The organism is Aliiroseovarius zhejiangensis (assembly GCF_014656375.1).
Lineage (GTDB): Bacteria > Pseudomonadota > Alphaproteobacteria > Rhodobacterales > Rhodobacteraceae > Aliiroseovarius > Aliiroseovarius zhejiangensis.
In genome coordinates this window covers 361,067-383,664 of record NZ_BNCH01000003.1, presented here as the reverse complement: position 1 = coordinate 383,664, position 22,598 = coordinate 361,067, and the positions used below count along the sequence as shown (strand labels likewise).

19 protein-coding genes and 1 riboswitch are annotated in these 22,598 nt (G+C 63.8%); of the genes, 9 read left to right on the top strand and 10 right to left on the bottom strand.

Translation table 11 applies throughout. The features are described from left to right. Positions 1–3: 3 nt before the first annotated feature. From IE188_RS09740 to IE188_RS09725, 4 genes are all read left to right on the top strand, one after another. A complete protein-coding gene (locus IE188_RS09740) occupies positions 4–1,161 on the top strand; it encodes a winged helix-turn-helix domain-containing protein (protein ID WP_191286291.1) in 1,158 nt (385 codons plus the stop codon). A 55-nt stretch (positions 1,162–1,216) separates the two neighbouring features. After that, a complete protein-coding gene (locus IE188_RS09735; protein ID WP_191286290.1) occupies positions 1,217–1,957 on the top strand; it encodes an SDR family oxidoreductase in 741 nt (246 codons plus the stop codon). A 72-nt stretch (positions 1,958–2,029) separates the two neighbouring features. Next, positions 2,030–3,016: a P1 family peptidase gene (locus IE188_RS09730; RefSeq protein ID WP_191286289.1), complete on the top strand. Its 987-nt coding sequence runs from the start codon at positions 2,030–2,032 to the stop codon at positions 3,014–3,016. Between the two features lie 10 nt (positions 3,017–3,026). Continuing rightward, on the top strand, positions 3,027–3,584 hold the full coding sequence (locus IE188_RS09725; protein WP_191286288.1) for a hypothetical protein: 558 nt from the start codon (positions 3,027–3,029) through the stop codon (positions 3,582–3,584). 3 nt (positions 3,585–3,587) lie between these two features. Here IE188_RS09725 and IE188_RS09720 read toward each other — a convergent pair whose 3' ends face one another. Then, the gene (locus IE188_RS09720) at positions 3,588–4,370 is read right to left on the bottom strand and encodes an alpha/beta hydrolase (protein WP_191286287.1); all 783 of its coding nucleotides are present in this window, start codon (positions 4,368–4,370) and stop codon (positions 3,588–3,590) included. Between the two features lie 63 nt (positions 4,371–4,433). Here IE188_RS09720 and IE188_RS09715 point away from each other — a divergent pair, with 63 nt between their 5' ends. The 4 genes from IE188_RS09715 to IE188_RS09700 all read left to right on the top strand — a co-directional run bounded on the left by IE188_RS09715 (position 4,434) and on the right by IE188_RS09700 (position 9,657). Beyond that, complete coding sequence (locus IE188_RS09715) at positions 4,434–5,912, top strand: NAD-dependent succinate-semialdehyde dehydrogenase (protein WP_191286286.1); 1,479 nt, start codon at positions 4,434–4,436, stop codon at positions 5,910–5,912. Positions 5,913–6,019: 107 nt separating this feature from the next. Continuing rightward, entirely contained in the window at positions 6,020–6,559 is a 540-nt protein-coding gene (locus tag IE188_RS09710; RefSeq protein ID WP_191286285.1) for an RNA polymerase sigma factor, read from the top strand. Continuing rightward, positions 6,556–8,511 carry a vWA domain-containing protein gene (locus IE188_RS09705; protein ID WP_191286284.1) on the top strand — a complete coding sequence of 652 codons (1,956 nt, stop codon included), beginning with the start codon at positions 6,556–6,558 and terminating at the stop codon, positions 8,509–8,511. The genes IE188_RS09710 and IE188_RS09705 overlap by 4 nt, the downstream gene beginning before the upstream one ends. A 61-nt stretch (positions 8,512–8,572) precedes the next feature. Then, a riboswitch (FMN riboswitch) is annotated at positions 8,573–8,705 on the top strand. A 73-nt stretch (positions 8,706–8,778) separates the two neighbouring features. Beyond that, positions 8,779–9,657: a DMT family transporter gene (locus IE188_RS09700; protein WP_191286283.1), complete on the top strand. Its 879-nt coding sequence runs from the start codon at positions 8,779–8,781 to the stop codon at positions 9,655–9,657. Between the two features lie 57 nt (positions 9,658–9,714). On the opposite strand, the gene IE188_RS09695 is transcribed toward IE188_RS09700, so the two are convergent. From IE188_RS09695 to IE188_RS09675, 5 genes are all read right to left on the bottom strand, one after another. Continuing rightward, positions 9,715–10,167, bottom strand: coding sequence for an Hsp20 family protein (locus IE188_RS09695; protein WP_191286282.1), 453 nt, complete (start codon positions 10,165–10,167; stop codon positions 9,715–9,717). Between the two features lie 120 nt (positions 10,168–10,287). Further along, the gene (locus tag IE188_RS09690) at positions 10,288–11,115 is read right to left on the bottom strand and encodes a trypsin-like serine peptidase (protein ID WP_191286281.1); all 828 of its coding nucleotides are present in this window, start codon (positions 11,113–11,115) and stop codon (positions 10,288–10,290) included. Between the two features lie 86 nt (positions 11,116–11,201). Further along, positions 11,202–12,485 carry a glycolate oxidase subunit GlcF gene (glcF, locus tag IE188_RS09685; protein ID WP_191286280.1) on the bottom strand — a complete coding sequence of 428 codons (1,284 nt, stop codon included), beginning with the start codon at positions 12,483–12,485 and terminating at the stop codon, positions 11,202–11,204. Between the two features lies 1 nt (position 12,486). Beyond that, positions 12,487–13,611 carry a glycolate oxidase subunit GlcE gene (gene glcE / locus IE188_RS09680; protein WP_191286279.1) on the bottom strand — a complete coding sequence of 375 codons (1,125 nt, stop codon included), beginning with the start codon at positions 13,609–13,611 and terminating at the stop codon, positions 12,487–12,489. Beyond that, positions 13,608–15,041, bottom strand: a complete 1,434-nt coding sequence (locus IE188_RS09675) for an FAD-linked oxidase C-terminal domain-containing protein (protein ID WP_191286278.1) — start codon at positions 15,039–15,041, stop codon at positions 13,608–13,610. Before IE188_RS09675 ends, glcE begins: the two co-directional genes overlap by 4 nt. 89 nt (positions 15,042–15,130) lie before the next feature. Between IE188_RS09675 and IE188_RS09670 the strand changes: the two genes are divergently transcribed. Continuing rightward, positions 15,131–15,829 (top strand): DUF599 domain-containing protein, encoded by a 699-nt coding sequence (locus IE188_RS09670; RefSeq protein ID WP_191286277.1) that lies wholly within the window; start codon positions 15,131–15,133, stop codon positions 15,827–15,829. A gap of 15 nt (positions 15,830–15,844) precedes the next feature. On the opposite strand, the gene IE188_RS09665 is transcribed toward IE188_RS09670, so the two are convergent. The 4 genes from IE188_RS09665 to IE188_RS09650 are packed head-to-tail and all read right to left on the bottom strand — an operon-like array spanning position 15,845 to position 22,555. Continuing rightward, on the bottom strand, positions 15,845–17,929 hold the full coding sequence (locus IE188_RS09665) for a hypothetical protein (protein ID WP_191286276.1): 2,085 nt from the start codon (positions 17,927–17,929) through the stop codon (positions 15,845–15,847). Continuing rightward, positions 17,926–20,700 (bottom strand): DUF4159 domain-containing protein, encoded by a 2,775-nt coding sequence (locus IE188_RS09660; protein ID WP_191286275.1) that lies wholly within the window; start codon positions 20,698–20,700, stop codon positions 17,926–17,928. Before IE188_RS09660 ends, IE188_RS09665 begins: the two co-directional genes overlap by 4 nt. Next, the gene (locus tag IE188_RS09655; protein ID WP_191286274.1) at positions 20,697–21,554 is read right to left on the bottom strand and encodes a DUF58 domain-containing protein; all 858 of its coding nucleotides are present in this window, start codon (positions 21,552–21,554) and stop codon (positions 20,697–20,699) included. The genes IE188_RS09660 and IE188_RS09655 overlap by 4 nt, the downstream gene beginning before the upstream one ends. Next, entirely contained in the window at positions 21,551–22,555 is a 1,005-nt protein-coding gene (locus IE188_RS09650; protein ID WP_191286273.1) for an AAA family ATPase, read from the bottom strand. Before IE188_RS09650 ends, IE188_RS09655 begins: the two co-directional genes overlap by 4 nt. Positions 22,556–22,598: the final 43 nt, after the last annotated feature.

The following is a 22,598-nucleotide window of genomic DNA, read 5'->3' as shown; positions in this document are numbered from 1 at the left end:
GGCATGGGCGCGCGGCTGAAACTCTCGAACAGACAGGCGCGGCGTTTATGGCTGTGGACCAACGCCCTGTCGGACACGCCCACCGGTCCGCTGGATCTTGACGCGATCATCTGGCGGCTGGGATTCGTGCAGATCGACACCATCCGTAACGTCACCCGCGCGCACAATCATATCCTGTGGAGCCGCAACCAGAACGTCCGCGAAGGGATGATCTGGGACCGGCTGGCAAAACGCGATGTGTTTGAACACTTCACCCATGATGCCAGCCTGATCGACCGGCGCGTTCTGCCCTACTGGCGGCGGCAATTCGACCGGCTGGGTGCATTGTCTTCGCGCCACGCGTGGTATCAATCCGGGTTGGGTCAGGCCCAGATCGCCGAGATCCGCAGGCGCATCACCGATGAAGGTGCCCTGTCCACCCACGCCTTTGACACCAAGGCGGAAAGCCGCGAAATGTGGGCGCGGCCACCCCACAAGAAAGCTCTGGACCAGATGTGGTATGCGGGCGAGCTTGCCACCTGTCACCGCGAAAACTTCGTAAAGTTCTATGATCTTGGAGAACGGGTGTTTCCAGCGCATAACCCGGTCGAGGATGCCAAGGCCGTTGACTGGCTGTGTTCTGCTGCGATCGACCGGCTGAGTATCGGCACAACCGGCGAGGTCGGTCGCTTCTGGGACGCGATGAGCGCGCGCGAGGCGAAACACTGGTGTGACACCGCCGATCTGGTGCCGGTCGAGGTTGAAACCGCCTACAAGGGCTGCTTCACCGCGCTGGCGCACCCGGATATCGAAACCCGTTTGGCCACCCTGCCCACCCCGACCAGCCGCCTGCGTATCCTGAACCCCTTTGATCCGGCAATCCGCGACCGCGCCCGGTTGGAGCGCCTGTTCGGCTTCGATTACCGCAACGAGATGTTCGTGCCAAAACCCAAGCGACGCTGGGGGTATTACGTCTATCCGCTGCTGGAAGGCGACCGCTTCGTCGGGCGGATCGAACTGAAGGCAGATCGCAAGGCAGGAGTGTTGAGCGTCGTCGGGTTCTGGCCCGAGCCAAAGGTCCATTGGCCCACGGCGCGCCACGCCAAGCTGGGGGCCGAGCTTCAGCGATTTGCACGCTTTGCAGGACTGAAGCAGGTGGTGTGGCATACCACGCCGGGTTGACTTGCACCGCCGATCAAATCGGCGCAAGCTCGGCCCAACAACCAAGGGGGACTGGATGCGGCTTCAAGGAAAAACAGCCATCGTGACCGGCGGGGCGTCAGGATTCGGGGCAGGAATCGTGCGCAAATTCGCAGCCGAAGGCGCGCGTGTGATGGTCGCCGATGTGAATGACGATCTGGCCCGCGAGATGGCCGCCGAGGTGGACGGCATCGCCCATCACGTCGATGTCTCGAGCAGCGACAGCGTGGCCCAGATGGCGCGCGCCGTGCATGAGCTTTGGGGGCAGATGGATATCATCGTCAACAATGCAGGGATCACCCATCTGCCCAAACCGATGGAAGAGGTGGACGAGGGAGAGTTTGATCGCATCTTCGCCGTGAACGCCAAGTCGGTATACCTGATGGCGCGCTATTTCGTGCCGTCGATGAAGGCCGCGGGCAAAGGCGCGATCTTGAACGTGGCCTCGACCGCTGGCCTCAGCCCGCGTCCGAACCTGAACTGGTACAACGCGTCAAAGGGCTGGATGATCACTGCCACAAAGGCGATGGCGGTTGAACTGGCCCCGCATGGCGTGCGGGTCAATGCGATCTGCCCGGTGGCGGGCGAAACCCCGCTTCTGTCCAGCTTCATGGGCGAAGACACGCCCGAGATGCGGGCGAAGTTCCTGGCGACCATCCCGCTGGGCCGGTTCTCGACCCCTGAGGATATGGGCAATGCGGCGTGTTTTCTGTGCTCGGATGAGGCGTCGATGGTCACAGGAGTGGCGATGGAAGTCGATGGCGGGCGGTGCATCTGAGGGATGTCGGAGCCGGGGGTTTCACACCCCCGGACCCCCGTGGGATATTTAAGACAAGAAAAAGAGAGCGCGATGAAACCCGGAGCCAGAAATCTGATAACCGATGTCGCCGGACTTTATGTTGGCAATGCCGGGGATGAGGTGATCAAAACCGGCGCGACCGTGATGGTGGGCGATGCGCCTTTCACGGCGGGCGTTCACATCATGGGTGGCGCGCCGGGCACACGCGAAACCGCCCTGCTGGCCCCTGACAAGCTGGTGCAGGAGGTGGATGCGCTGGTGTTGTCCGGCGGCTCGGCCTTCGGGTTGGATGCGGCATCCGGTGTGGCGGATGGGTTGCGGGCGCAGGGGCGCGGGTTTCTGGTGGGCGATCAGCGGGTGCCGATCGTGCCGGGCGCGATCCTGTTTGATCTTCTGAATGGCGGTGACAAGGCGTGGGCCGAGAACCCTTACAAGGCGTTGGGACGCGCGGCGCTGGAGGCGGCGGGGTCTGAGTTTGCCCTGGGCACGGCGGGCGCTGGCGTGGGGGCAACGGTCGACGGGTTGAAGGGGGGGCTTGGGTCAGCCTCGCTGGTGTTGGAATGCGGGATCACGGTCGGGGCATTGGTGGCCGTCAACGCCTTGGGTGCGGTGACGATGGGTGACGGCCCCGCCTTCTGGGCCGCCCCGTGGGAGATGAATGACGAGTTCGGCGGGCGCGGCATCGGCACCCACGACCCAACCTTCGAACCGCGCCCCGAGGCACGTCTGGGCGAAAACACCACCATTGCCATTGTTGCAACAGACGCGGTGTTGACCCAGGCGCAGGCCACCCGTCTGGCCACCGCCGCACATGACGGGATGGCCCGTGCGATCCATCCCAGCCACACACCGTTCGACGGCGATCTGGTCTTTGCCGCCGCCACGGGCGCCCGCGCCCTGCCGGATGCAGGTTTTGACGCGCTGCGCCTGGGTCATGCCGCCGCCACCTGTCTGGCACGCGCCATTGCCCGCGGCGTCTATGCGGCAAAACCCACGCCAGAAGACACAATGCCCACATGGGCCGAGAAATTTAGCTGAGGAGAATTTCATGAAGCACTTTGTCAAAGCAACCGTTCTGGCGGCCCTGATCGCGCCCCTCCCTGTCTTTGCCGACGAGGTGACGGACACGCTGAACAGTGCCCTCGAGGCCTATGAAGAGGGCGACATCAAATACACCCTGGAAGAGCTGGAATATGCCAAGCAGCTGCTACAGGCGATGAAAACTGCCGATCTTGCCAAGTTCCTGCCCGATGCGCCCGACGGCTGGACGCGCGAGGTCTCGACCGAGATGAATGCGGGACTGGCGATGCTGGGTGGCGGCGCGGGGGCCGAGGCCACCTATTCCAACGGGCCGGATGCGTTTTCGATCACGATCATGGCGAACAATCCGATGGTCGGGGCGTTGTCGGGTATGCTGTCGAACGCCGCGCTGATGGGGATGAAGCTGGAACGGGTGGGGCGGATGAAATACCTGAACCAGGATGGGGAGTTGTCGGGCATCGTGGATGGGCGGATCCTGATACAGGCTGAAGGCGCGGATGTTGCGGTGATGATACCGGTTCTGGAAACCATCGACCACCGCGCGTTGGAAGATTTCGGACGCTGACGGTCAACGCAACAGATCAGCCACCATGTCGCTGTCCGGATCGCTGAGCGGTTCGATCACATCGAAATGGTGGCGGCCCGGCGCGATGACCAGTTCGGCCTCGGACCAGGCCAGTGCCAGATCACGCGCCTGATCCAGAAAGGCGGGGCGTTCATCCGCCCCGACCCAGACTGTCGTGGGGATGCCCGCGCGCGTGTCGTTCAGAGCGGGGCTTTCGACCTGCGCCTCGGCCGCGTCAATCCGCAGCGTGTCGTTCATTGTGGTCTGCATCAGCGGTCGAAGATCCCCCAGCGGCGAAATGGGAAGGATCCGGGCGATCCGGTCCCGGCAGGTCAGAGCGACATCAAGGCAGTTCATCCGCGCCACCAGATGCCCCCCTGCAGAGTGACCGGTCAGCCGGATCGGGCCGTCCACTTGTGCGGCCGACGCCTCGATGGCGCGGGCGATCGTGCGGGTGATCTGGCCAATGCGGGCGTCCGGCGCAAGCGGGTAGGACGGCAGCGCCACCGCATAGCCATGCGCCACGGGCCCGGCGGCAAGATGGGTCCAGTCGCGTCGTCCGAATACTTTCCAGTAACCGCCATGCACGAACACCACCAAGCCGTTTGGTGTCGCCTCGGGCAGCACCAGATCAAAGGCATTCGAAGCATCTTCGCCGTAAGGCAGGTCCAGACGAAGATTCTTGTGCGCAGCGCGGAAGTCGCTTGCTGATTTCTTCCATTTCGCCGGGAAATCGTTTCCATTCGGGATGAAATCCGCATTCGCATAGGCTATGTCGAAATCCATGACAGATATCCTGTGATTGCGTCGGGCCCGCCCCGAACGACACCAGAGCTATGGGAGAGGAAAATGGCCGCCAATGCAACCGAGCTGAAAAGCCTTCTGAAAGACCCGACTTTGGTCGAAACCCGCGCCTATGTGAATGGCGAATGGATCGACGCCGATGATGGGGCCACCTTTGATGTGACAAACCCCGCGCGCGGCGACGTGATCGCCAAGGTGGCCGACCTGTCACGCAAAGAGGTCGCCCGCGCCATCGACGCCGCCGACAAGGCAGGCCGCGAATGGGCCAAGCGCACCGCGAAAGAGCGTGCGAATATCATGCGCAAATGGTTCAACCTGATGATGGAGAACCAGGCTGATCTGGCCACAATCCTGACCGCCGAGATGGGCAAGCCACTGGCCGAAGCCACGGGTGAAATCGCTTATGGAGCAAGCTTCATCGAGTGGTTCGGGGAAGAGGCCAAACGCATCTATGGCGAAACCATCCCCGGCCACCAGCCCGACAAACGTCTGATGGTGATCCGCCAGCCGATCGGGGTTGTTGCCTCGATCACGCCGTGGAACTTCCCCAACGCGATGATCACCCGCAAATGCGGCCCGGCGGTGGCCGCTGGCTGTGGTTTCGTGGGTCGTCCGGCGGCGGAAACCCCCCTGTCCGCCACCGCTCTGGCCGTTCTGGCAGATCGCGCGGGCATTCCGGCAGGTGTGTTCAACATCGTGCCCAGCTCGCGCAGTTCGGATATCGGCAAGGAGTTCTGCGAAAATCCCTTGGTGCGCAAGCTGACCTTCACGGGATCGACCAATGTGGGCCGCATCCTCTTGCGTCAGGCCGCCGATCAGGTGCTGAAATGCTCGATGGAGCTGGGCGGCAATGCGCCGTTCATCGTGTTTGACGACGCCGATCTGGACGCCGCCGTCGAAGGCGCCATCGCCTGCAAATTCCGCAACAACGGCCAGACCTGCGTCTGTGCCAACCGGATTTATGTGCAGGAAGGCGTCTATGACGAATTTGCCAAACGCTTCGCCAAAGCCGTGTCCGACCTGCCTGTCGGTGACGGGTTGAACGAAGGCATCGCGCTTGGCCCGCTGATCTCTGAGGGCGCGGTTCAGAAGGTGCGCGAGCATGTGTCTGACGCGACCTCCAAGGGTGGCGAGATCATTCTGGGCGGCAAGGAACACGAAAAAGGCGGACTGTTCTTTGAGCCCACGATCATCAAGAACGCCACCCGTGACATGGAGGTCGCCACGGACGAAACCTTCGGCCCGATGGCACCCTTGTTCAAATTCAAGGACGAAGATGACGTGATCGCACAAGCCAATGACACCATCTTCGGTCTGGCGTCCTATTTCTATGCCAACAACCTGAGCCGCGTATACAAAGTGGCCGAGGCGCTGGAATACGGCATCGTCGGCGTGAACACCGGCATCATCTCGACCGAGACCGCCCCGTTCGGCGGCGTCAAGCAATCGGGCCTTGGCCGCGAAGGATCGCGCCATGGGATCGAGGATTTCCTTGAGATGAAATACATCTGCATGTCTGTCTGATCGCGTTAAAATCGAATGAATTGAAGGCGGTGGGGCAACCTGCCGCCTTTTTTCGTTTTTCTGCCAAGGATTGACCTCTGGGCCGCGTCTTACTCTATGTGAAGATGATGACCGATCAGGACGAGGAACTGGCCGCAGCGGCCGCGACAGGGGACAGGGCTGCCTTCGCGGCCTTGCTGTCGCGTCATTATGACCGGCTGTTTGCGTTCACCTATCGCCTGACCGTGAACCGGGCCGACGCCGAGGATTTGACGCAGGACATATGCGCCGCCCTGCCCGCGAAACTGGCGGGGTTTCGGGCGGATGCGCGGTTCACAACGTGGCTCTACCGCGTGGCTGTGAACGCCGCGCATGACCGCCGCCGACGCGCCGCAACCCGCGCGAAAGCTGCCGATGGCTGGGGTGACTGGGAAGTAAACCGGCGTGAGGCGATCCGTGAGGAAACCGAGGCGCAGGATTGGCTGACCCAGGCCATGACCGCCTTGCCCGACGAGTTGCGTGACACTGTGGCGCTGGTCTTGGGCGAAGACCTGACACAAGCGCAAGCGGGCGAGGTTTTGGGCCTGTCCGAAGGCACCGTCGCTTGGCGCATGTCCGAAGTGAAGAAACGCCTGCGTGCCATGCGGGCAGAGGAGGACGCGATATGACCGACGATCTTGACGATCTGAAGGCCGCCCTGCGCGCGGCCCCGCCTGCGCCGGACCCTTCGAAAAAGGATGCCGATCTGGCGCTTGCGATGAAAAGTTTCGATGACCTCCAAGGATCGCGACCTGACGCGCGTCCTATGTCTGACGCTCCGAAATCTGGGGCGCTTGGAAAAGGAGTTATCAAGATGTTGAACGCTTTGAATACACGCGGCGGGTTGGCTGCGACGACCGCGCTGGTGGCGGTGGGCTTTGCCGTACTGGTGGTGATGCCGAATGTGGATCAGGTGGAAGTGCCGGGGATGACAGACATGGCGCCACCGCCCGTAAACGACACAGTCGAAGAAGAAATCGTGATACAACCCGCCCCTGAGCCCTTGGGCAAGATCGCCCGTTCCCCCGCCCGGACCCGATCCGAAGCACCAGCCGATTTGCGCGCGCAGTCGGGTCAGGTTGCGCCCTCGGTCGCGTCGGACCCGATGATGGAGGCCGATATATCTTCGTTCTCGGACGGCGAGAACCGCATCGCTGTTGACGACATGCCCGGCATCCTGCCCATGCCACCGGAAGCAGGCGGCGAAGAATACGCCAACGCCACGCCCTCGCCCCTGAAAATCACGTCAGAAGATCCGGTTTCCACCTTCTCGATCGACGTGGATACGGCCAGCTATGCGGTGGTGCGGCGCGATCTAAAATCTGGTTATCTGCCCAACCCGGACGCGGTGCGGATCGAGGAAATGGTGAATTATTTCCCCTACGCCTATCCCGCCCCAGCTGGCGCGCACCCCTTTGCCGCCACTGTCACCACGATGCAAACCCCATGGAACGCGGGCACGCAACTGGTGCAGATCGGCATTCAGGGCGAGATGATCACGGACCGACCGCCCCTGAACCTCGTGTTCCTCATCGACACATCCGGGTCGATGTCGGACCCCGACAAGCTGCCGCTGTTGAAGCAAAGCCTGCGGCTGATGCTATCCGAATTGAAGCCTGAGGATGAGGTTGCCATCGTCTCCTATGCTGGCAGCGCGGGCGAGGTGTTGGAACCGACCAAAGCCGCCGACCGCGCCACCATTCTGTCCGCACTCGACCGGCTGGATGCAGGCGGGTCGACCGCCGGGGCGCAGGGGATCGAACTGGCCTATCAGGTGGCCGAGCGGATGCATGACGACGGCGAGGTGGGTCGGGTTTTGCTGGCCACGGATGGCGATTTCAACGTGGGGATTCATGACCCCGATGAGCTCAAGGATTTCATCGCAGACAAGCGCGACACCGGCACCTATCTGTCAATCCTTGGCTTCGGGCGCGGCAATCTGGACGACGCGACCATGCAGGCCTTGGCGCAGAACGGCAACGGACAAGCCGCTTACATCGATACTTTGGGCGAAGCGCGAAAAGTGCTGGTTGATCAGCTTTCCGGTGCGCTATATCCCCTTGCCGATGACGTAAAAATACAAGTGGAGTTCAACCCCACACAGGTCGCCGAATACCGTCTGATCGGCTATGAAACCCGCGCCCTGGCGCGCGAGGACTTCAACAACGACAAGGTGGACGCAGGCGAGATTGGTGCGGGCCATCAGGTCACGGCGGTCTATGAGGTGACGCCGGTTGGCTCGGATGCGGTGCTGACCGACGCGCTGCGCTACGCCCCCGCGCCTGATGCGGAGGGATCGGACGAGCTTGGATACCTCAAGCTGCGCTACAAGCGGCCCGGCGAAGACAACAGCACGTTGATCGAGACACCAATCGCTTCCGCGAATGAAGCCGGAACCGAGCAGCAATTCGCCGCCGCCATCGCGGGCTTCGGCCAGCTTCTGCGCGAGGATAAATACCTTGGCGACTGGACCTACTCGGACGCCATCGCGCTGGCCAACGGGGCGAAGGGCGCCGACCCTTACGGCTATCGCGCCGAGGCGGTCACGCTGATGCGTCTGGCCGAAAGCCTGTCGCACTAAGGCCGCTTGACCGCGCCCCATCCCGAACCTATCTTCCCTGTCGCTGCCCCTGCCGGGGTGGCGACATTCTCAGGGCGGGGTGAAATTCCCCACCGGTGGTCACAGCCCACGAGCGGCTTCTTGCGAAAGGGGTGTCAGCAGACCCGGCGAAATTCCGGGGCCGACGGTTAAAGTCCGGATGGAAGAGGATGGTCTGAGGTGCGCGGGTGACGCGCACCTTGTCCTTCTGCCTTGGGTCAACGCGTAAGGAAGAAAGGACATTGCGCAATGGCTCATCAATTGACACTGACCACGCCTGTGAAGGCGGCTGGTCTGATGGTTCTGGCAGGCGCAAGTTTCGCCGTCGTGAACACGGCCCTGCAAGGGGCCACTATGAAACTGGGGGCGTCCGCGCCGTCCGTCACCTTTTGGCAATATCTGATCGCATTGGGGTTTTATCTGCCCTGGGTGTTTCGCCACCGGGCGGCGGTGATGAAAACCGGGCAGGTCTGGCTGCATGTGCTGCGCGTCGCCTTGGCGGCGGGCGGTGTGCAACTTTGGACGCTGGGGCTGGCGTATGTGCCGATCTGGCAGGCGATCGCGCTGATCCTGCTGTCGCCGTTTTTTGTGACGTTGGGCGCGGGGCTTTTCCTGCACGAAACCGTGTCGATCCATCGCTGGGGCGCGGTCGTGCTGGGCATCATCGGAGGGGCGGTGATCCTTGAACCCTGGTCGGACCGGTTCGAGCTGGTTGCCCTGCTGCCGGTTGGCGCTGCCGCCCTTTGGGCAGCTAGTTCGGTCGTCACGAAGTTCCTAACCCGTGCAGACGGCCCCGAGACAGTAACGATCTACCTGCTGGTCCTGCTCAGCCCGATCAATGCCGCACTGGCGCTCGGATCGGGGTTCAGCCTGCCCATGGGAGCGATCTGGCTGGTCGTGGGCGCGGGCCTTCTGACGGCGTTGGCGCAGCATGTGCTGGTGCGCGCCTACTCACTGGCAGATGCGGCCTTTCTGCAACCGTTCGATCACCTGAAACTGGTGTTCAACGTGGTGCTGGGCTTTGTGGTGTTCGGCTTTCTGCCCACCGGGTCGATGTGGCTGGGCACGGCGATCATCCTGGCTGCCAGCTTTTACCTGCTGGAACAAGAACGGCGCCAGCCGGTGTAAAACAAAAGCGCGGAGGTTGCCCTCCGCGCCCATCTTATCGGGTGATCACGCCTGTGGTCAGGCTTCGATCGCCTTCTGTTCCACGTCCTTGGATTTTGCAATCTCGATACGGCGCGGTTTCAGGGCCTCAGGCACCTCGCGAACAAGGTCGATATGCAACATGCCGTGTTCGTGGGCAGCCCCGGTCACCCGCACATGATCGGCCAGGTGGAAGCGGCGTTCAAATGCACGAGTGGCGATGCCACGGTGCAGATAGGTCCGCTCGTCTTCGTCCGCCTTCTTGGCCGAGATGACCAGTGCGTTTTCACGGACTTCCACGGAAAGCTCGTCTTCGGTAAAGCCCGCCACGGCCACCGAAATGCGCCAACCGTCGTCAGCGATCTTTTCGATGTTGTAGGGCGGATAGCTTTCACGGCTCACGTCATTGGTCAGCACCCGGTCCATCAGGTCGGCGATCTGGTCGAAACCGACGGTGGCACGGTACAGCGGCGAAAGGTCAAAGTTACGCATTGTGTCCTCCTAAAAGCGACAGGTTTGGGCCTTCCCTTCACTGGGACAGGCAGGTTTGCGGGCCCGATCCTTCGGCGCCCGTGTCACAGATTTATGGAGGATTCCCGCCCCTTCAAGAGGTCAGGGGCGCAGAAATTTCGCACCGCCCGGCCCGGCAGCCCCTGTCCCGAATGTGCCGACCGGTGGCCGCGATACGGGTTGGGTGCGGGTGAACACCCCGTTGCCATCGGTCAACATCTGCATCAGCTCTGCCAGAGGCTGTTCAAGGCTTGTGCCCAGTGACACCGGGATGTCCCGCACCATTGCTTTTGCCGATATCACCGAAACGATGGCGGGTTTTCCGTCCTGCACCACGAACACCGGTGCGCCGGATGATCCGAAATCAACCGAGCAACTCATCACCAAGGCCCCGCTTTGCCGCGCCAGCACCTGACACATTTCCTGAAGCGCCGGGCTGTCGGCACGGTTATGGGCATAGGACACAACGCCGATCTCGGCGCCCTTGCGTGGGCGGGAATGGACGGCAAACGGCTGGACCGAGCTTTTGCGAATGGGGTGATCCAGTTCCAGCAGCGCCAGGTCATTGACGACCCGCGCAGCCTTATCCCCAGCGGCAAACGAGAAATCGGGATGCACCACGGCCCGCCGCACCCCGCGATAGGCCGAGGCCCGTCCGTTGCGCCACCCCGCCAGAAACTCGATCTCGTCCGGTGGCACCCGCGCACCGGTGGATTGTTCGAACAAGCAATGGGCGGCGGTCAACACCAGGCTTTCGCTGATCATCGCGCCGGTGCACAATCCGCCCCTGCCGATGTTCAAGCGTCCGACCCCTTCCCATCCCCGGCTTTCATCCCCCGTCATCAGGGTGCGCAGCGGTGATGGATCGGATGCGACCAGGGGGCTGGCGAGCCACAAGCCCACCGCCATCATTGCAATCAATTTCTTCATATCTCTGCCTCTGGTGGGGCGGTTCTTCCACCCTCTGACCATATGTTTAGGGCGAAAATGGGGGCAGAAAAAAGAAAAAACGCTCATCAACGGGTCAATTTGCGCGGCTGTGGCCCGCCGGTGGCCCAATCCAGAAGCTCGACCGTATGGACCACGGGAATGCCGGTGCCGGACCCGATCTGCATCATGCAGCCTATATTGCCTGCTGCAATGATCTCGGGCGTTTTGGCTTCCAGATTGGCGACCTTGCGGCGTTTCAGCTCCTGCGAGATGGCAGGCTGCATCAGGTTATAGGTTCCCGCCGACCCGCAGCACAGATGGGCATCGACAGGTTCGACCACCTCGAACCCCGCCTTTTTCAACAGGGTTTTGGGGTGGGTCTTGACCTGCTGGCCATGTTGCAGGCTACAGGCCGAATGATATGCAACCCGCTTGTTCATCCGGCCTTCGGGCAGGTCGAGCTTCATCAGAACTTCGCTGACATCCATCGCCATCGCCGACACCTCGGCAGCGTCGTCAGCCAAAGCGTCATTGCGAAACATGTGGCCGTAATCCTTGACCGTCGTGCCGCAACCCGAGGTGTTGATGACGATCGCATCCAGCCCGTCGACCCGTTTTTCGGTCATCCAGGCGTTGATATTGGCCGCTGCCTGGACGTGGCTTTCATCAACCTTGCCCATGTGATGGGTCAGCGCCCCACAACAGCCCATACCCTTGGCCACCACAACCTCGCAGTCCAGCCGGGTCAGCAGGCGGATGGTCGCATCATTGATGTCCGTGTCCAGCGCCTTTTGCGCGCAGCCCGTCAGCAGCGCCACCCGCATCTTGCGGGCGCCCTTCGCCGGGAAGGTCTGCGGCTTGTCGTTTGCGCTGGGGCGCGGCAGCTTGGGCGGGGCCATTTCCAGCATCGCCTCCAGCCGCGGGTCCGGCATGAACTTGCGCAACGGCCGCCCCAGTCGTGCGGCTTGCATGGCCAGTCGGAACCGCCCCGGATAGGGGATGATCCGCGCCAGCGTCCAGCGCAGCATCCGGTCAAACAGCGGGCGCTTGTACGTCTTTTCGATATGCGCGCGGGCATGGTCGATCAAGTGCATGTAATGCACGCCGGATGGGCAAGTGGTCATGCAGGCAAGACAGGACAGACATTTATCCACATGCTCGACAGTTTTCTTGTCGGCAGGTCGACCGGCTTCCAGCATATCCTTGATCAGATAGATGCGCCCGCGCGGGCTGTCCAATTCATCGCCCAACACCTGATAGCTGGGGCAGGTCGCCGTGCAGAACCCGCAATGCACGCAGGAGCGCAGGATCTCGTTGGCACGTTGGATCGCGGGATCCTTCAGCTGCTCGTCGGTGAAGTTCGTCTGCATGTCAGGCTCCCATCAGGCCGGGGTTCAGAATGCCGCGCGGATCGAACTTCGCACGCAGCCCGCGGGAAAGCGCCGCAAGCGGCGCGGGTTCCGGGTGAAACACCGGCACGGCGGCGCGGGTCGCGGCGCTGGCCCGCACAAGGGTCGCATGGCCGCCCATATGGGACAAATCGTTGCGGATCATCTGCGCCCCTGCATCCTCTTCATCGGCGACGCGCAGCCAGACCAACCCGCCCCCCCAGTCAAAGATCGCCTCGGGCGACAGCGCGCCCAGTTCCCTCACCAAAGCCGGTCCGTCAGACGGCTTGACCGAGATGCGCCAGACTGCCCCTTCCTTGCCCGCAAAAGGGGTCAGATCGCGCAGGTCGGCCCACATCCTGGCCGACGCCGCACCTTCGACAATGTCGAACCCCTGCAAGACACCGTCCTGCAAGGCTTTCGCGCGGTAGGCGACGGATTGTTCCAGTCCTTCGACCCGGATCATCGTTTGTCCGTTCATCATCGCCGCGCCTGTGACATCGAAGGGCGACCCAAGGGCGGCGGCCATGGACGCCACCGCCGTTTCCGCGCTTTCATCGGCGCAGACCAGCGTGGCTTCGGTTTCCGGGATGGCCAGCACCTTCAGGCTGACCTCGGTCATCACGCCCAGCGTGCCCCAGCTTCCGGTCATCAGCTTCACAAGGTCATAGCCGGTCACGTTCTTCATCACGCGCCCGCCGTTTTTCAACACCTGCCCCTGCCCGTCCACGAAGCGAACCCCAAGGCAGAAATCACGCGCGGCCCCGGCCTGTATCCGGCGCGGGCCAGAGGCATTGGTGGCGATCACCCCGCCGATGGTCGGGGTGCCTTCGGTGCCCAGAAGCGCACGCATGTCACCGGGTTCAAAGGCCAGCCGCTGGCCTTCGGCGGCGAGCAATGCTTCAACCTCGTCCAACGGAGTGCCCGCCTGCACAACCAGCGTCAGCGCGCCGGGTTCGTAAAGCGTGACGCCCGTCAGCCCTGCGGTTGTCAGCGGGGCGCCATCCACCGGCGCGCCGATGTCGCGGGTGCCACCGCCCCGAATGCGCAAGGGACCGTTGGCCGCAGCAATCGCTTCGGCCAGCTCTGTTTCTGTGGTCGGGGTCATGACGCGCGCCTTGTTTCCGTGGTGGAGAGAGGGAACACCTTGGCGGGGTTCATAAGCCAGTCGGGATCGAACACGTCTTTGACGGCCAACTGAATCTCAAGATCACTTTGGTTGTATTGTGAAACCATTAAGTCTCTTTTTTCCACTCCTACGCCGTGTTCACCGGTCAGGCATCCGCCCACCTCGACACAAAGCTTCAGGATGTCGGCCCCGAAGGCCTCGCATTTCTCAAGATCGCCGGGTTTGTTGGCGTCAAACAGGATCAGCGGGTGCATATTGCCATCACCCGCGTGGAACACGTTGCCCACGTCCAGCCCATACTCTTTCGACATTTCACCAATACGGCGTAGCACCAAGGGAAGTTCGGACACGGGGATCGTGCCGTCCAGACACATGTAGTCGTTGATCTGCCCCATCGCGCCGAAGGCCGACTTGCGGCCCAGCCAGATTTTCGCGCTTTCCTCGGCCGAGGTGCTTTCGCGAAGCTCCACCGGATTGTGACGCTTGGCAATCTCGACAATGCGCGAGAGCTGGTCGTCGATCTCGGCCTCCGATCCCTCAACCTCGATGATCAGCAGTGCCTCGCAATCCGGGTATCCCGCACCCGCGAATGCTTCGGTCGCGCGGATGCAGGGGCGGTCCATGAACTCGATCGCGACGGGCAGGATGCCAGATTTGATGATGTCGGATACGCAATGACCCGCGACTTCGTTCGAGTCGAACCCGACCAGCACCGGGCGCGCGCCCTCGGGCTTGGCCAGAATGCGCAGGGTCGCCTCGGTCACGATGCCAAGCTGGCCTTCCGATCCGCAGATCAGCCCCAGCAGATCCAACCCGCCCGCATCCAGATGCGCGCCGCCGATCTCGACCACCTCGCCATCAGCCATGACCATGGTCACGCCCATCAGGTTGTTGGTGGTCACGCCGTATTTCAGGCAATGCGCCCCGCCGGAGTTCATGGCAATATTACCTGCGATCGCACAAGCCAGTTGGCTTGACGGATCGGGGGCATAGAAGAAGCCTTCTTCTTCGACGGCACCGGTGACGGACAGGTTGGTGCGCCCCGACTGCACCCGGATGATCCGGTTTGCGAAATCGGTTTCAAGCACGTCATTCAGCCGGGCCACCCCCAGGATCACGCTGTCCGCCGTGGGCAGCGCCCCACCCGCAAGCGAGGTGCCCGCCCCACGTGGGACGACCGGCACGCCTTCTTCATGGCAGATGCGCATGACCGCCGACACCTCAGCCGTCGAGGCGGGCAGCACCGCGCAGAGCGGCGGGCATTTATAGGCGGTCAGCGCATCACATTCATAGGCGCGTGTTTCAAACGGATCATGCACCACGGCGCCTTCGGGCAACACGGATTGCAGACGTTTCACGATCTGATCCTTGCGGGCAAGGATGGCGGCGTTGGGGGTCGGCATCTGCATCTTGGGCCCTCCGGCTTTGGCAATTGGTAAAAAGATATTACCAATTTTTCGATTTGGCAACCGAAAGGAATCGTCTAAGCGTGCGGACCATGACCCTGACCGAACGCCTGTCGCTGTTTTCACCCCTGGATGGGATCGCCGTGTGCCTGATCATTCTGGCCTGGGCCATGATCGGCTGGCGGATCGAATATGCCTCAAGCTCGAAGCCTTCGGTATCGGGGCTGGTGGCGCAATACCGTCGCGACTGGATGGTGCAGTTCGTCGCCCGAGACCCGCGTATCTTCGACAGTGCCATCCTGTCGACCCTGCGCCAGGGGGCAAGCTTCTTTGCCTCGGCCTCGATGATCGCGATTGGGGGTGGCATGGCGCTTCTGGGCAATACCGAACGGTTGCGCGGGGTGGCACAAGACCTGACCCAAAGCAGCGCCCCCGAACTGGTGTGGGAGGTCAAGATCCTGCTGGTCGTGCTGTTTCTGGCCAATGCCTTTCTGAAATTTGTCTGGTCGCATCGCCTGTTCGGCTATTGCGCCGTGGTCATGGCATCGGTGCCAAACGACCCAAGCGATCCCACCGCCCTGCCCCGCGCCGGCAAGGCCGGAGAACTCAACATCTCGGCGGCGCGCAGCTTCAATCGCGGCCTTCGGTCGGTCTATTTCGCGATGGGATCGCTGGCATGGTTGCTTGGACCCGTCAGCCTGATCGTTGCGACCGTTCTGACGGTATTGGTCCTGTATCGGCGCGAGTTTGCGTCGCAGTCCCGGGCGGTGCTGATGAAACCGGACGCCTGATCGGTCGCCGGGCAATCAATCTTCCTTGCGCCGCGCCCCACCGCGCCCCTCGATCAGCCAGGCCCCGATCAAGGACAGCGCGGCGATGGCCAGCATCAGCCAGGCCGGCGCCAGCGGAATGACCCGGATGGCTTGCGTGACATAGGCATTGCGCGGCGTGTATCCGATCCAGCCGCGCCCATGGGCCAGTTGCCCCATCCGCACCGGGCGCAAACCGGGAAGTCCGTCTTCGATCCGCGTCACCGTGCCGTTGGTGGCACGGCCAAGGGGGGTCAGGGGGGCGGCGTCCGCGACGGGCTGTTCGAACTCGCGCAAGGCCGCAAGTCCGCGCACCACCACCGTGGCCAGATCACCCTGTGTCACGCGATACAATCCCTGCTCCGGGGCTGCGATTTCACCGTCAAACAGGCCCGGCGTGCGGTTTGACAGACCCAGGACGGTTTCGGTGCCATCCGGGAATGTCACTGTGGCCTCGGGCGTCGTGTCCTCCATCGTGCGACGTTCGATCCTCAACCCTGTTTCGGTGGCGGTGGCAGACAGAGCTTCTTCCTCAAGTTCGGGTTCGCGCATCAGCCAGTGCGCCAGACGGCGCAGCAGCTCCAGCTGTGGTCCGCCCCCTTCAAAGCCTCGCGCCCAGAGCCAGGCATGATCGGACCCCAGCAGCGCGACCCGCCCGTCACCGACACGATCAAGGGTCAGCAGCGCCGCGTCATCGGGCCCGTTCAGGATGGTGTGGCCGCTGGTCGGCTCAAGCTCGACCCTTCGCAGCCACGGGCCCCAGCCGCCTTCGGGCGCGAAATCCTCCAGATCGCGCGAGATGGGATGGCGCCGGCCGGCATCGCTTATGGCGGGGCGAAAGGCACCTTCGACCAGCCGACCGGACGGGAAGGCCGGCAACATCGCGGCCAAGCCGGAGCGCGCGATGCTTTCCGCCCCCGCAAGGGCCGGGCCAGCGGCAATCAGCACCGCCCCGCCCCGTTCGACATAGGCCCGGACACTGTCCAGATAGCCGCCGGGCAGGATCCCCCGCAGCCGGTAGCGGTCAAAGATGATCAGGTCGAATTCGTCGATCTTGTCGACGAACAGCTCCTGCGTCGGAAAGGCGATCAGGCTGAGTTCATTGACCGGCACACCGTCCTGCTTTTCCGGTGGGCGCAGGATGGTGAAATGCACAAGGTCCACCGCGCCATCGGATTTCAACAGGTTGCGCCAGGTGCGGGTGCCGGGATGTGGCGTGCCCGAGACGAGCAGAACTCGCAGCCGGTCGCGCACGCCATTCACCTCGATCACCGCGGCATTGTTGCGGTCGGTCAGTTCCCCTTCGGCGGCGGGCAGCGTGATATGGATCAGGTTGCGACCTGCGTGTGTCAGGGTCAGGGGCAGCACGATGTCCGCCCCGATCCGGGCCAGGGCAACCTCGGGCGTGGCACCATCGCGGGACACGGACAGTTCGATGATGTCACCATCGGCCGGGGGGGCGCCCAAGGCATCGACCCGCAGACGAATCTCGGTCTGCTCGCCAAGGATGGCAAAGGCGGGGGCGTCGATGACCGACAGGCGCAGATCCCAGTCAGACGCGCGCCCGGTCAGCAGGGCCTGAAAGGGGGCGGGCAGGTTTGGTGCAAGCTCGGTGTCGTGCACAACGCCATCAGTGATCGCCACGACACCGGCCACGCGGTCGCGCGGCAGATCGGCCAACGCCGCCGTGACCGCGCGCATCATGTGGGTGCCGTCTGGCGTTGCTGGTTCGGCAAATTCGGACAGGCGGCGGATTGTCAGGTCCAGCCCTGTTCGACTGGCGACCTGCGCTTCGAGCGACGCCAGCGCCGCCGCGTTCTGGTCCGGGCGGTCCGACAGGGTTTGCGAGGCGCTGTCATCCACGATCGCCAGCAGGATATCTGACAGCGGATCGCGCTCCTCCTGCTGCAAGGACGGGCCTGCAAGCGCCACCAATACCGCCAGCGCCGCCACCGCCCTGAGCGCCCAGCCCGACAAGCCGCGCCACAGCGCCACCAGAAGCGCCACCAACGCGAGCGCGGCCAGGATCGCAATCACCGGCCACGGCAGACCGGGCGAGAAGATCAGGTCGGACGCATTCATTCCCCCAACCTTTCCAGCAAGGCAGGCACATGCACCTGATCGGATTTGTAGTTGCCCGTCAGCACATGCATCACCAGGTTCACGCCAAACCGGACCGCCATTTCACGTTGCCGCTCGCCCGCCTGACCGCGCCCCACCGGAAACATCGGCGAACCGTCAGACCGGATTGCCCAGGCCCCGGCCCAGTCATTGCCGCCGATGATCACCGGGCTGACACCGTCGTTCAGGTTGCGAAAGGGCATCCCTTCGGCACGTTCGGCATTCGGGGGCGCGGCCTCGACCCAGGCCGGACCACGGGCACGCCCGGGAAACTCCTCCAGCAGATAGAAGGCGCGGGTCAGAACGTGGTCGTGCGGCACCTGCTCAAGCGGCGGCAGGCCCAGCGGCAGGGCAATGGCGCGCAACCGGCGCGACGGGGCACCCTCGCCGCCAAAGCCCGCATCGCGGGTATCAAACAGGATGAACCCGCCGGTCGCCAGATAGGTTTTCAGCCGGGCATAGGCGGCGGGGCTGGGTTGCGGGGTCGTGTCGCTGATCGGCCAGTACAGGAACGGATAGACCGACAGCTCGTCGCGTTCGACATCCACGCCCACAGGGGGGGCAGGTTCGACCGAGGTGCGGGAAAACAACTGGTCCGACAAGCCCATCAGCCCGGCATTGGCAACATCATCCGTGGCGGGATCGCCGGACAGCACATGCGCCAGCGTCACCGTGCTGGCCGCAGCGATCACCGCCTCGGGGGTGTCTGCGTCCTGCGCGCGCCCGTGGCCCGGCACGATCATCAGCGCGAGCAGCACCATTGCCCCCGCCCGCGCGGCACCAGCAACCACCCGTTTGCGCAGCCGCCCGGAAATCCAAAGACTGGCCACAATGTCCAGCACGCCCAGAATCAGCGCCGCCGCCAACAGGTATGGGGCAAGGCTGCGGCTTGCACTTTCGTCCTGCCACCTTGGGGTGATGCGGACAGGCCAGGCGGCCGGGGCCAGTTGCGCATCCTGCCCCAGCGTATTCACCGCTAGGCGACGATCACCATCGGCATACAGACCTGGCGGCACTGCGGCGCGGGCACCGTCCAGAAGGTCGGGGCCATCGACACCCGCCTGCGCCCCTGCCGGACCAAGCTGACCGAAAGCATCCAGCACACGTTCGGCGACCCATTGGGTCCCATCCAGCGACTGCGCCTCGACCTGACCGGGCCGGGTCGAGACCGCCAGACGCTCCAGCATCTGCACAAACAGCCCGGACAGCGCCAGCGACGACCATTCGGCATTGGCCGAGATGTGAAACAACACAACTTGCCCCTGCCCCAGCGCCTTGCGGGTCACAAGCGGCGTGCCATCTGCCAGCGAGGCCAAGGTCCGGTCGGCCAGGTCCGGGCTGGGTTCGGCCAGGATTTGCGCCCGCACCAACACGTCATCCGGCACCGGCAGCCCGAAGAATGGCGAGGTTTCGGGAAACGGGGCCAATGCACGCGGGGCGCCCCAGCTCATCGCGCCACCCACCACACGCCCGCCGGATCGCAGACGCACGGGCAGCAAGATGTCTTCCACGCCGCGCCCGGTATCGGCCGCCGCCAAACGCGGCCCGGCAAAGCGCAGAAGCATCCCGCCCTGCGCCACCCATTCGGCCAGCGCCCGTTGGTCCGGTTCGGCCAGACTGGGCACATCGGGCAGGATCAGCACCTCAGGCCCGGCTTCGATCAATGTGTCGATGGCGGCGTCCTCGATCACTTCGGCAGAGGGCACCAGAGCCTCGCGCAGGTAGTGCAGGGGCGACAACAGCTCCAGCCCTTCGCGCGATTGGGTGCCAGTCAAAAGCGCCACGCGGCGGCGGCGCAGGCTGTCATCGGCCAGCGTCACCGCCCCGGCGGCACGCAGGTCCTGCAACTGAAACCGGGTGATCCTGTTGCGCAATTCGGGTGGCAACGGCATGTGCACCTGAGCGCGGGGGGCGCCTGCCGAGAAATCGAGCGTGGCCGACGCCAACACCCGTTCGACCCCCGACGGATCAGGGCCGATGCCTTGCACCACAAGCTCGGGCCCCGCCGTCACGCCACTGCGCAGCGCCTCAAGCACCAGCGCACCATCTTCGGCGCGCGCGGGCAACAGGCCATATCGCGGCCATGTGGGTTGCAACACGTCGACGCGGCCTTTCGCCTCGAACGCGGCCAGCAGGTCCAGCCGTCCGGCGCGCGCCAACCCGTCCGAGATCCAGATCGTGTCGGCATCCTGAAGCCCGGCAGCCCAGTCAGATGCCGCACCATAAGGCACCTCCCACGCGACCGGGGCAAGGCCGGGAAGCCGTTCCCGCCAATCACCCGCGCTTTGCCATTGGGGGGCAGCGGCGCCGATTTCGGCCACCTCATGCGACAGGGCGATGGCGACGGGGCGCCCGGCTTGCGCCGCGGCGTCCAGCTGATCCTTGATCGCGCCCATGCGCTGCGGCCAGTCCGATGCAGCCGTCCACCCGGCATCGACGAAGATCAGAAGCGGGCCACGCCCCGCCTGACGGTGTTCGGGGTTCAGGATCGGCCCCGCAAAGCCAAGGATCAGCGCCGCCACTGCCAGGAGCCTGAGAACCAGCAACCACCAGGGCGTGCGGTCGCTTTCCGCATCACGGTCTTCCAACCCCAAAAGCAGCACCACCGCCGGAAATCTCTGGCGCAAGGGCGCGGGGGGGATGGCGCGCAACAACCACCACAGGACCGGAAGCGCCACCAACCCGGCCAGCAGCCAGGGAGTCGTGAAGGCGATGGGCAGGCCAAAGATCATCTGTGCCCCTCGATCGCGTGATACAGCCACAGCAGAGCGGCACTGTCGGCGTCCCCGCTGTGGTGGGTGTGAAACTGCCAGCCGGTGTGCCGCGCCAGTTCGGCAAGTTCGGATTTGCGGGCGGCAAGCCGGTCAAGATACCGGTCGCGCAGATCATGCGCTTCGGTCGTGTCATGTTCCAGATGACCGGTCATATCCTCGAAGATCATGCGGCCACGGAACGGGAACGCCTCTTCGATCGGGTCGAGCAACTGGAACAGCACACCCGTGACGCCCCGGTCAGCCGCGCGGGTCACGGCACGGGTGATCGCAGCTGTATCCGCAAGGAAGTCGGACAGGAACACAGCGCGCGATCGCGCCGGAAGATCCGATGGCCCAGCATCTTGCCCTGATGCAAGCGCCGCCTCCATGCGGGACAGGGCCAGTTCCCCGCGCCCGGCGGGGGCGGCACTGGTGGCCAGCCCAACCCGCTCGCCGCCGCGCACCAATAGCACCGCCAGCGCCATCGCGATCAACCGTGCCAACGCGCCTTTTTCCGGCAAGTCGGGTGACGACGCGAAATCCATCGACGCCGCGGGGTCCACCCAGAACAACACGCTTTGTGCCGCCTGCCATTCCTTTTCCTGAACATAGTGATGATCGGATCGGGCCGACCGGCGCCAGTCGATCCGGTACGCCGGGTCGCCGGGTTGGGCCGGGCGGAACTGCCAGAACGCATCGCCCTGCCCCGGTTTGCGCCGGCCATGTTCGCCCAACTCGACACTGGCCGCCAAATGGCGGGCCTGAGCCAGAAGCGGCGGCAGGCGTTCGACCAGAGCCTCGGCCCGGCTGCGCAATGTGGGGTTGGGGGTCACGCTGCCGCCACGGCGCGAGTGGTCTGGTCAACCACTGTGTCAATCACACCAGCCAGATCGTGACCCGCCGCCCGCGCGCCATAGCTCAGCGCCATGCGATGGCTCAGCACTGGTCGGGCAAGCGCCTGCACATCGTCGATCCCTGGCGCCAAACGACCGTCGATCAGCGCCCGTGCACGGGTCAGCAGCATCAGAGCCTGCGCCGCGCGCGGCCCCGGCCCCCAGCTGACAGTATCGCGCACAATCTGAGGCGCGGCGGGGTCATCAGGGCGACAGGCGCGCACAAGATCAAGGATCGCATCCACCACGGTTTCGCCGACCGGCATCCGGCGCAGCAATTTCTGGGCGGCAATCAGATCGGCGGCCGAAAAGACGGGCTCGGCCTGTGCGTCCTCGGTGCCGGTGGTGGCCAGCAGGATATCACGTTCGGCATCGCGGTCGGGATAGTCCACATCCACCTGCAACAAAAACCGGTCCAACTGCGCCTCGGGCAGGGGATAGGTGCCCTCTTGCTCCAGCGGGTTCTGTGTGGCGAGCACGTGAAACGGGGCTTCCAGCGCATGCGTCTGCCCCGCGACAGATACCTGATGTTCCTGCATCGCCTGCAACAGCGCCGATTGGGTGCGGGGGCTGGCGCGGTTGATTTCGTCCGCCAACAGAAGCTGACAGAAGATCGGCCCTTTCAGGAACCGGAATGAGCGTGTGCCCTCGGCGCTTTCTTCCAGAACCTCGGCCCCAAGGATGTCGGACGGCATCAGGTCGGGCGTGAACTGGATGCGCCCCTCGCGCAGGCCCATCACGGTGGACAGGGTTTCCACCAGCCGCGTTTTGCCCAGACCCGGCAGGCCGATCAGCAGCGCGTGCCCCCCCGACAACAGCGCCGACAGGGTCAGGTCAACCACTTGATCCTGACCAATGATCCGGCGCGCGATCACTGACTTTGCGCGCGCCAGCGTGTCGCCAAGGGCTTCGATCTCGTCCAGAATGGTATCGTTGGTCATGGAAATTCCTCCGCTCGGCTATTACATTTCATTAAAGGCCAAA

Coding starts and splice junctions, on each gene's coding strand:
- IE188_RS09740 (WP_191286291.1), top strand. CDS start 4: ATGGGCGCGCGGCTGAAACTCTCGAACAGACAGGCGCGGCGTTTATGG.
- IE188_RS09735 (WP_191286290.1), top strand. CDS start 1,217: ATGCGGCTTCAAGGAAAAACAGCCATCGTGACCGGCGGGGCGTCAGGA.
- IE188_RS09730 (WP_191286289.1), top strand. CDS start 2,030: ATGAAACCCGGAGCCAGAAATCTGATAACCGATGTCGCCGGACTTTAT.
- IE188_RS09725 (WP_191286288.1), top strand. CDS start 3,027: ATGAAGCACTTTGTCAAAGCAACCGTTCTGGCGGCCCTGATCGCGCCC.
- IE188_RS09720 (WP_191286287.1), bottom strand. CDS start 4,370: ATGGATTTCGACATAGCCTATGCGAATGCGGATTTCATCCCGAATGGA.
- IE188_RS09715 (WP_191286286.1), top strand. CDS start 4,434: ATGGCCGCCAATGCAACCGAGCTGAAAAGCCTTCTGAAAGACCCGACT.
- IE188_RS09710 (WP_191286285.1), top strand. CDS start 6,020: ATGACCGATCAGGACGAGGAACTGGCCGCAGCGGCCGCGACAGGGGAC.
- IE188_RS09705 (WP_191286284.1), top strand. CDS start 6,556: ATGACCGACGATCTTGACGATCTGAAGGCCGCCCTGCGCGCGGCCCCG.
- IE188_RS09700 (WP_191286283.1), top strand. CDS start 8,779: ATGGCTCATCAATTGACACTGACCACGCCTGTGAAGGCGGCTGGTCTG.
- IE188_RS09695 (WP_191286282.1), bottom strand. CDS start 10,167: ATGCGTAACTTTGACCTTTCGCCGCTGTACCGTGCCACCGTCGGTTTC.
- IE188_RS09690 (WP_191286281.1), bottom strand. CDS start 11,115: ATGAAGAAATTGATTGCAATGATGGCGGTGGGCTTGTGGCTCGCCAGC.
- glcF (WP_191286280.1), bottom strand. CDS start 12,485: ATGCAGACGAACTTCACCGACGAGCAGCTGAAGGATCCCGCGATCCAA.
- glcE (WP_191286279.1), bottom strand. CDS start 13,611: ATGACCCCGACCACAGAAACAGAGCTGGCCGAAGCGATTGCTGCGGCC.
- IE188_RS09675 (WP_191286278.1), bottom strand. CDS start 15,041: ATGCAGATGCCGACCCCCAACGCCGCCATCCTTGCCCGCAAGGATCAG.
- IE188_RS09670 (WP_191286277.1), top strand. CDS start 15,131: ATGACCCTGACCGAACGCCTGTCGCTGTTTTCACCCCTGGATGGGATC.
- IE188_RS09665 (WP_191286276.1), bottom strand. CDS start 17,929: ATGAATGCGTCCGACCTGATCTTCTCGCCCGGTCTGCCGTGGCCGGTG.
- IE188_RS09660 (WP_191286275.1), bottom strand. CDS start 20,700: ATGATCTTTGGCCTGCCCATCGCCTTCACGACTCCCTGGCTGCTGGCC.
- IE188_RS09650 (WP_191286273.1), bottom strand. CDS start 22,555: ATGACCAACGATACCATTCTGGACGAGATCGAAGCCCTTGGCGACACG.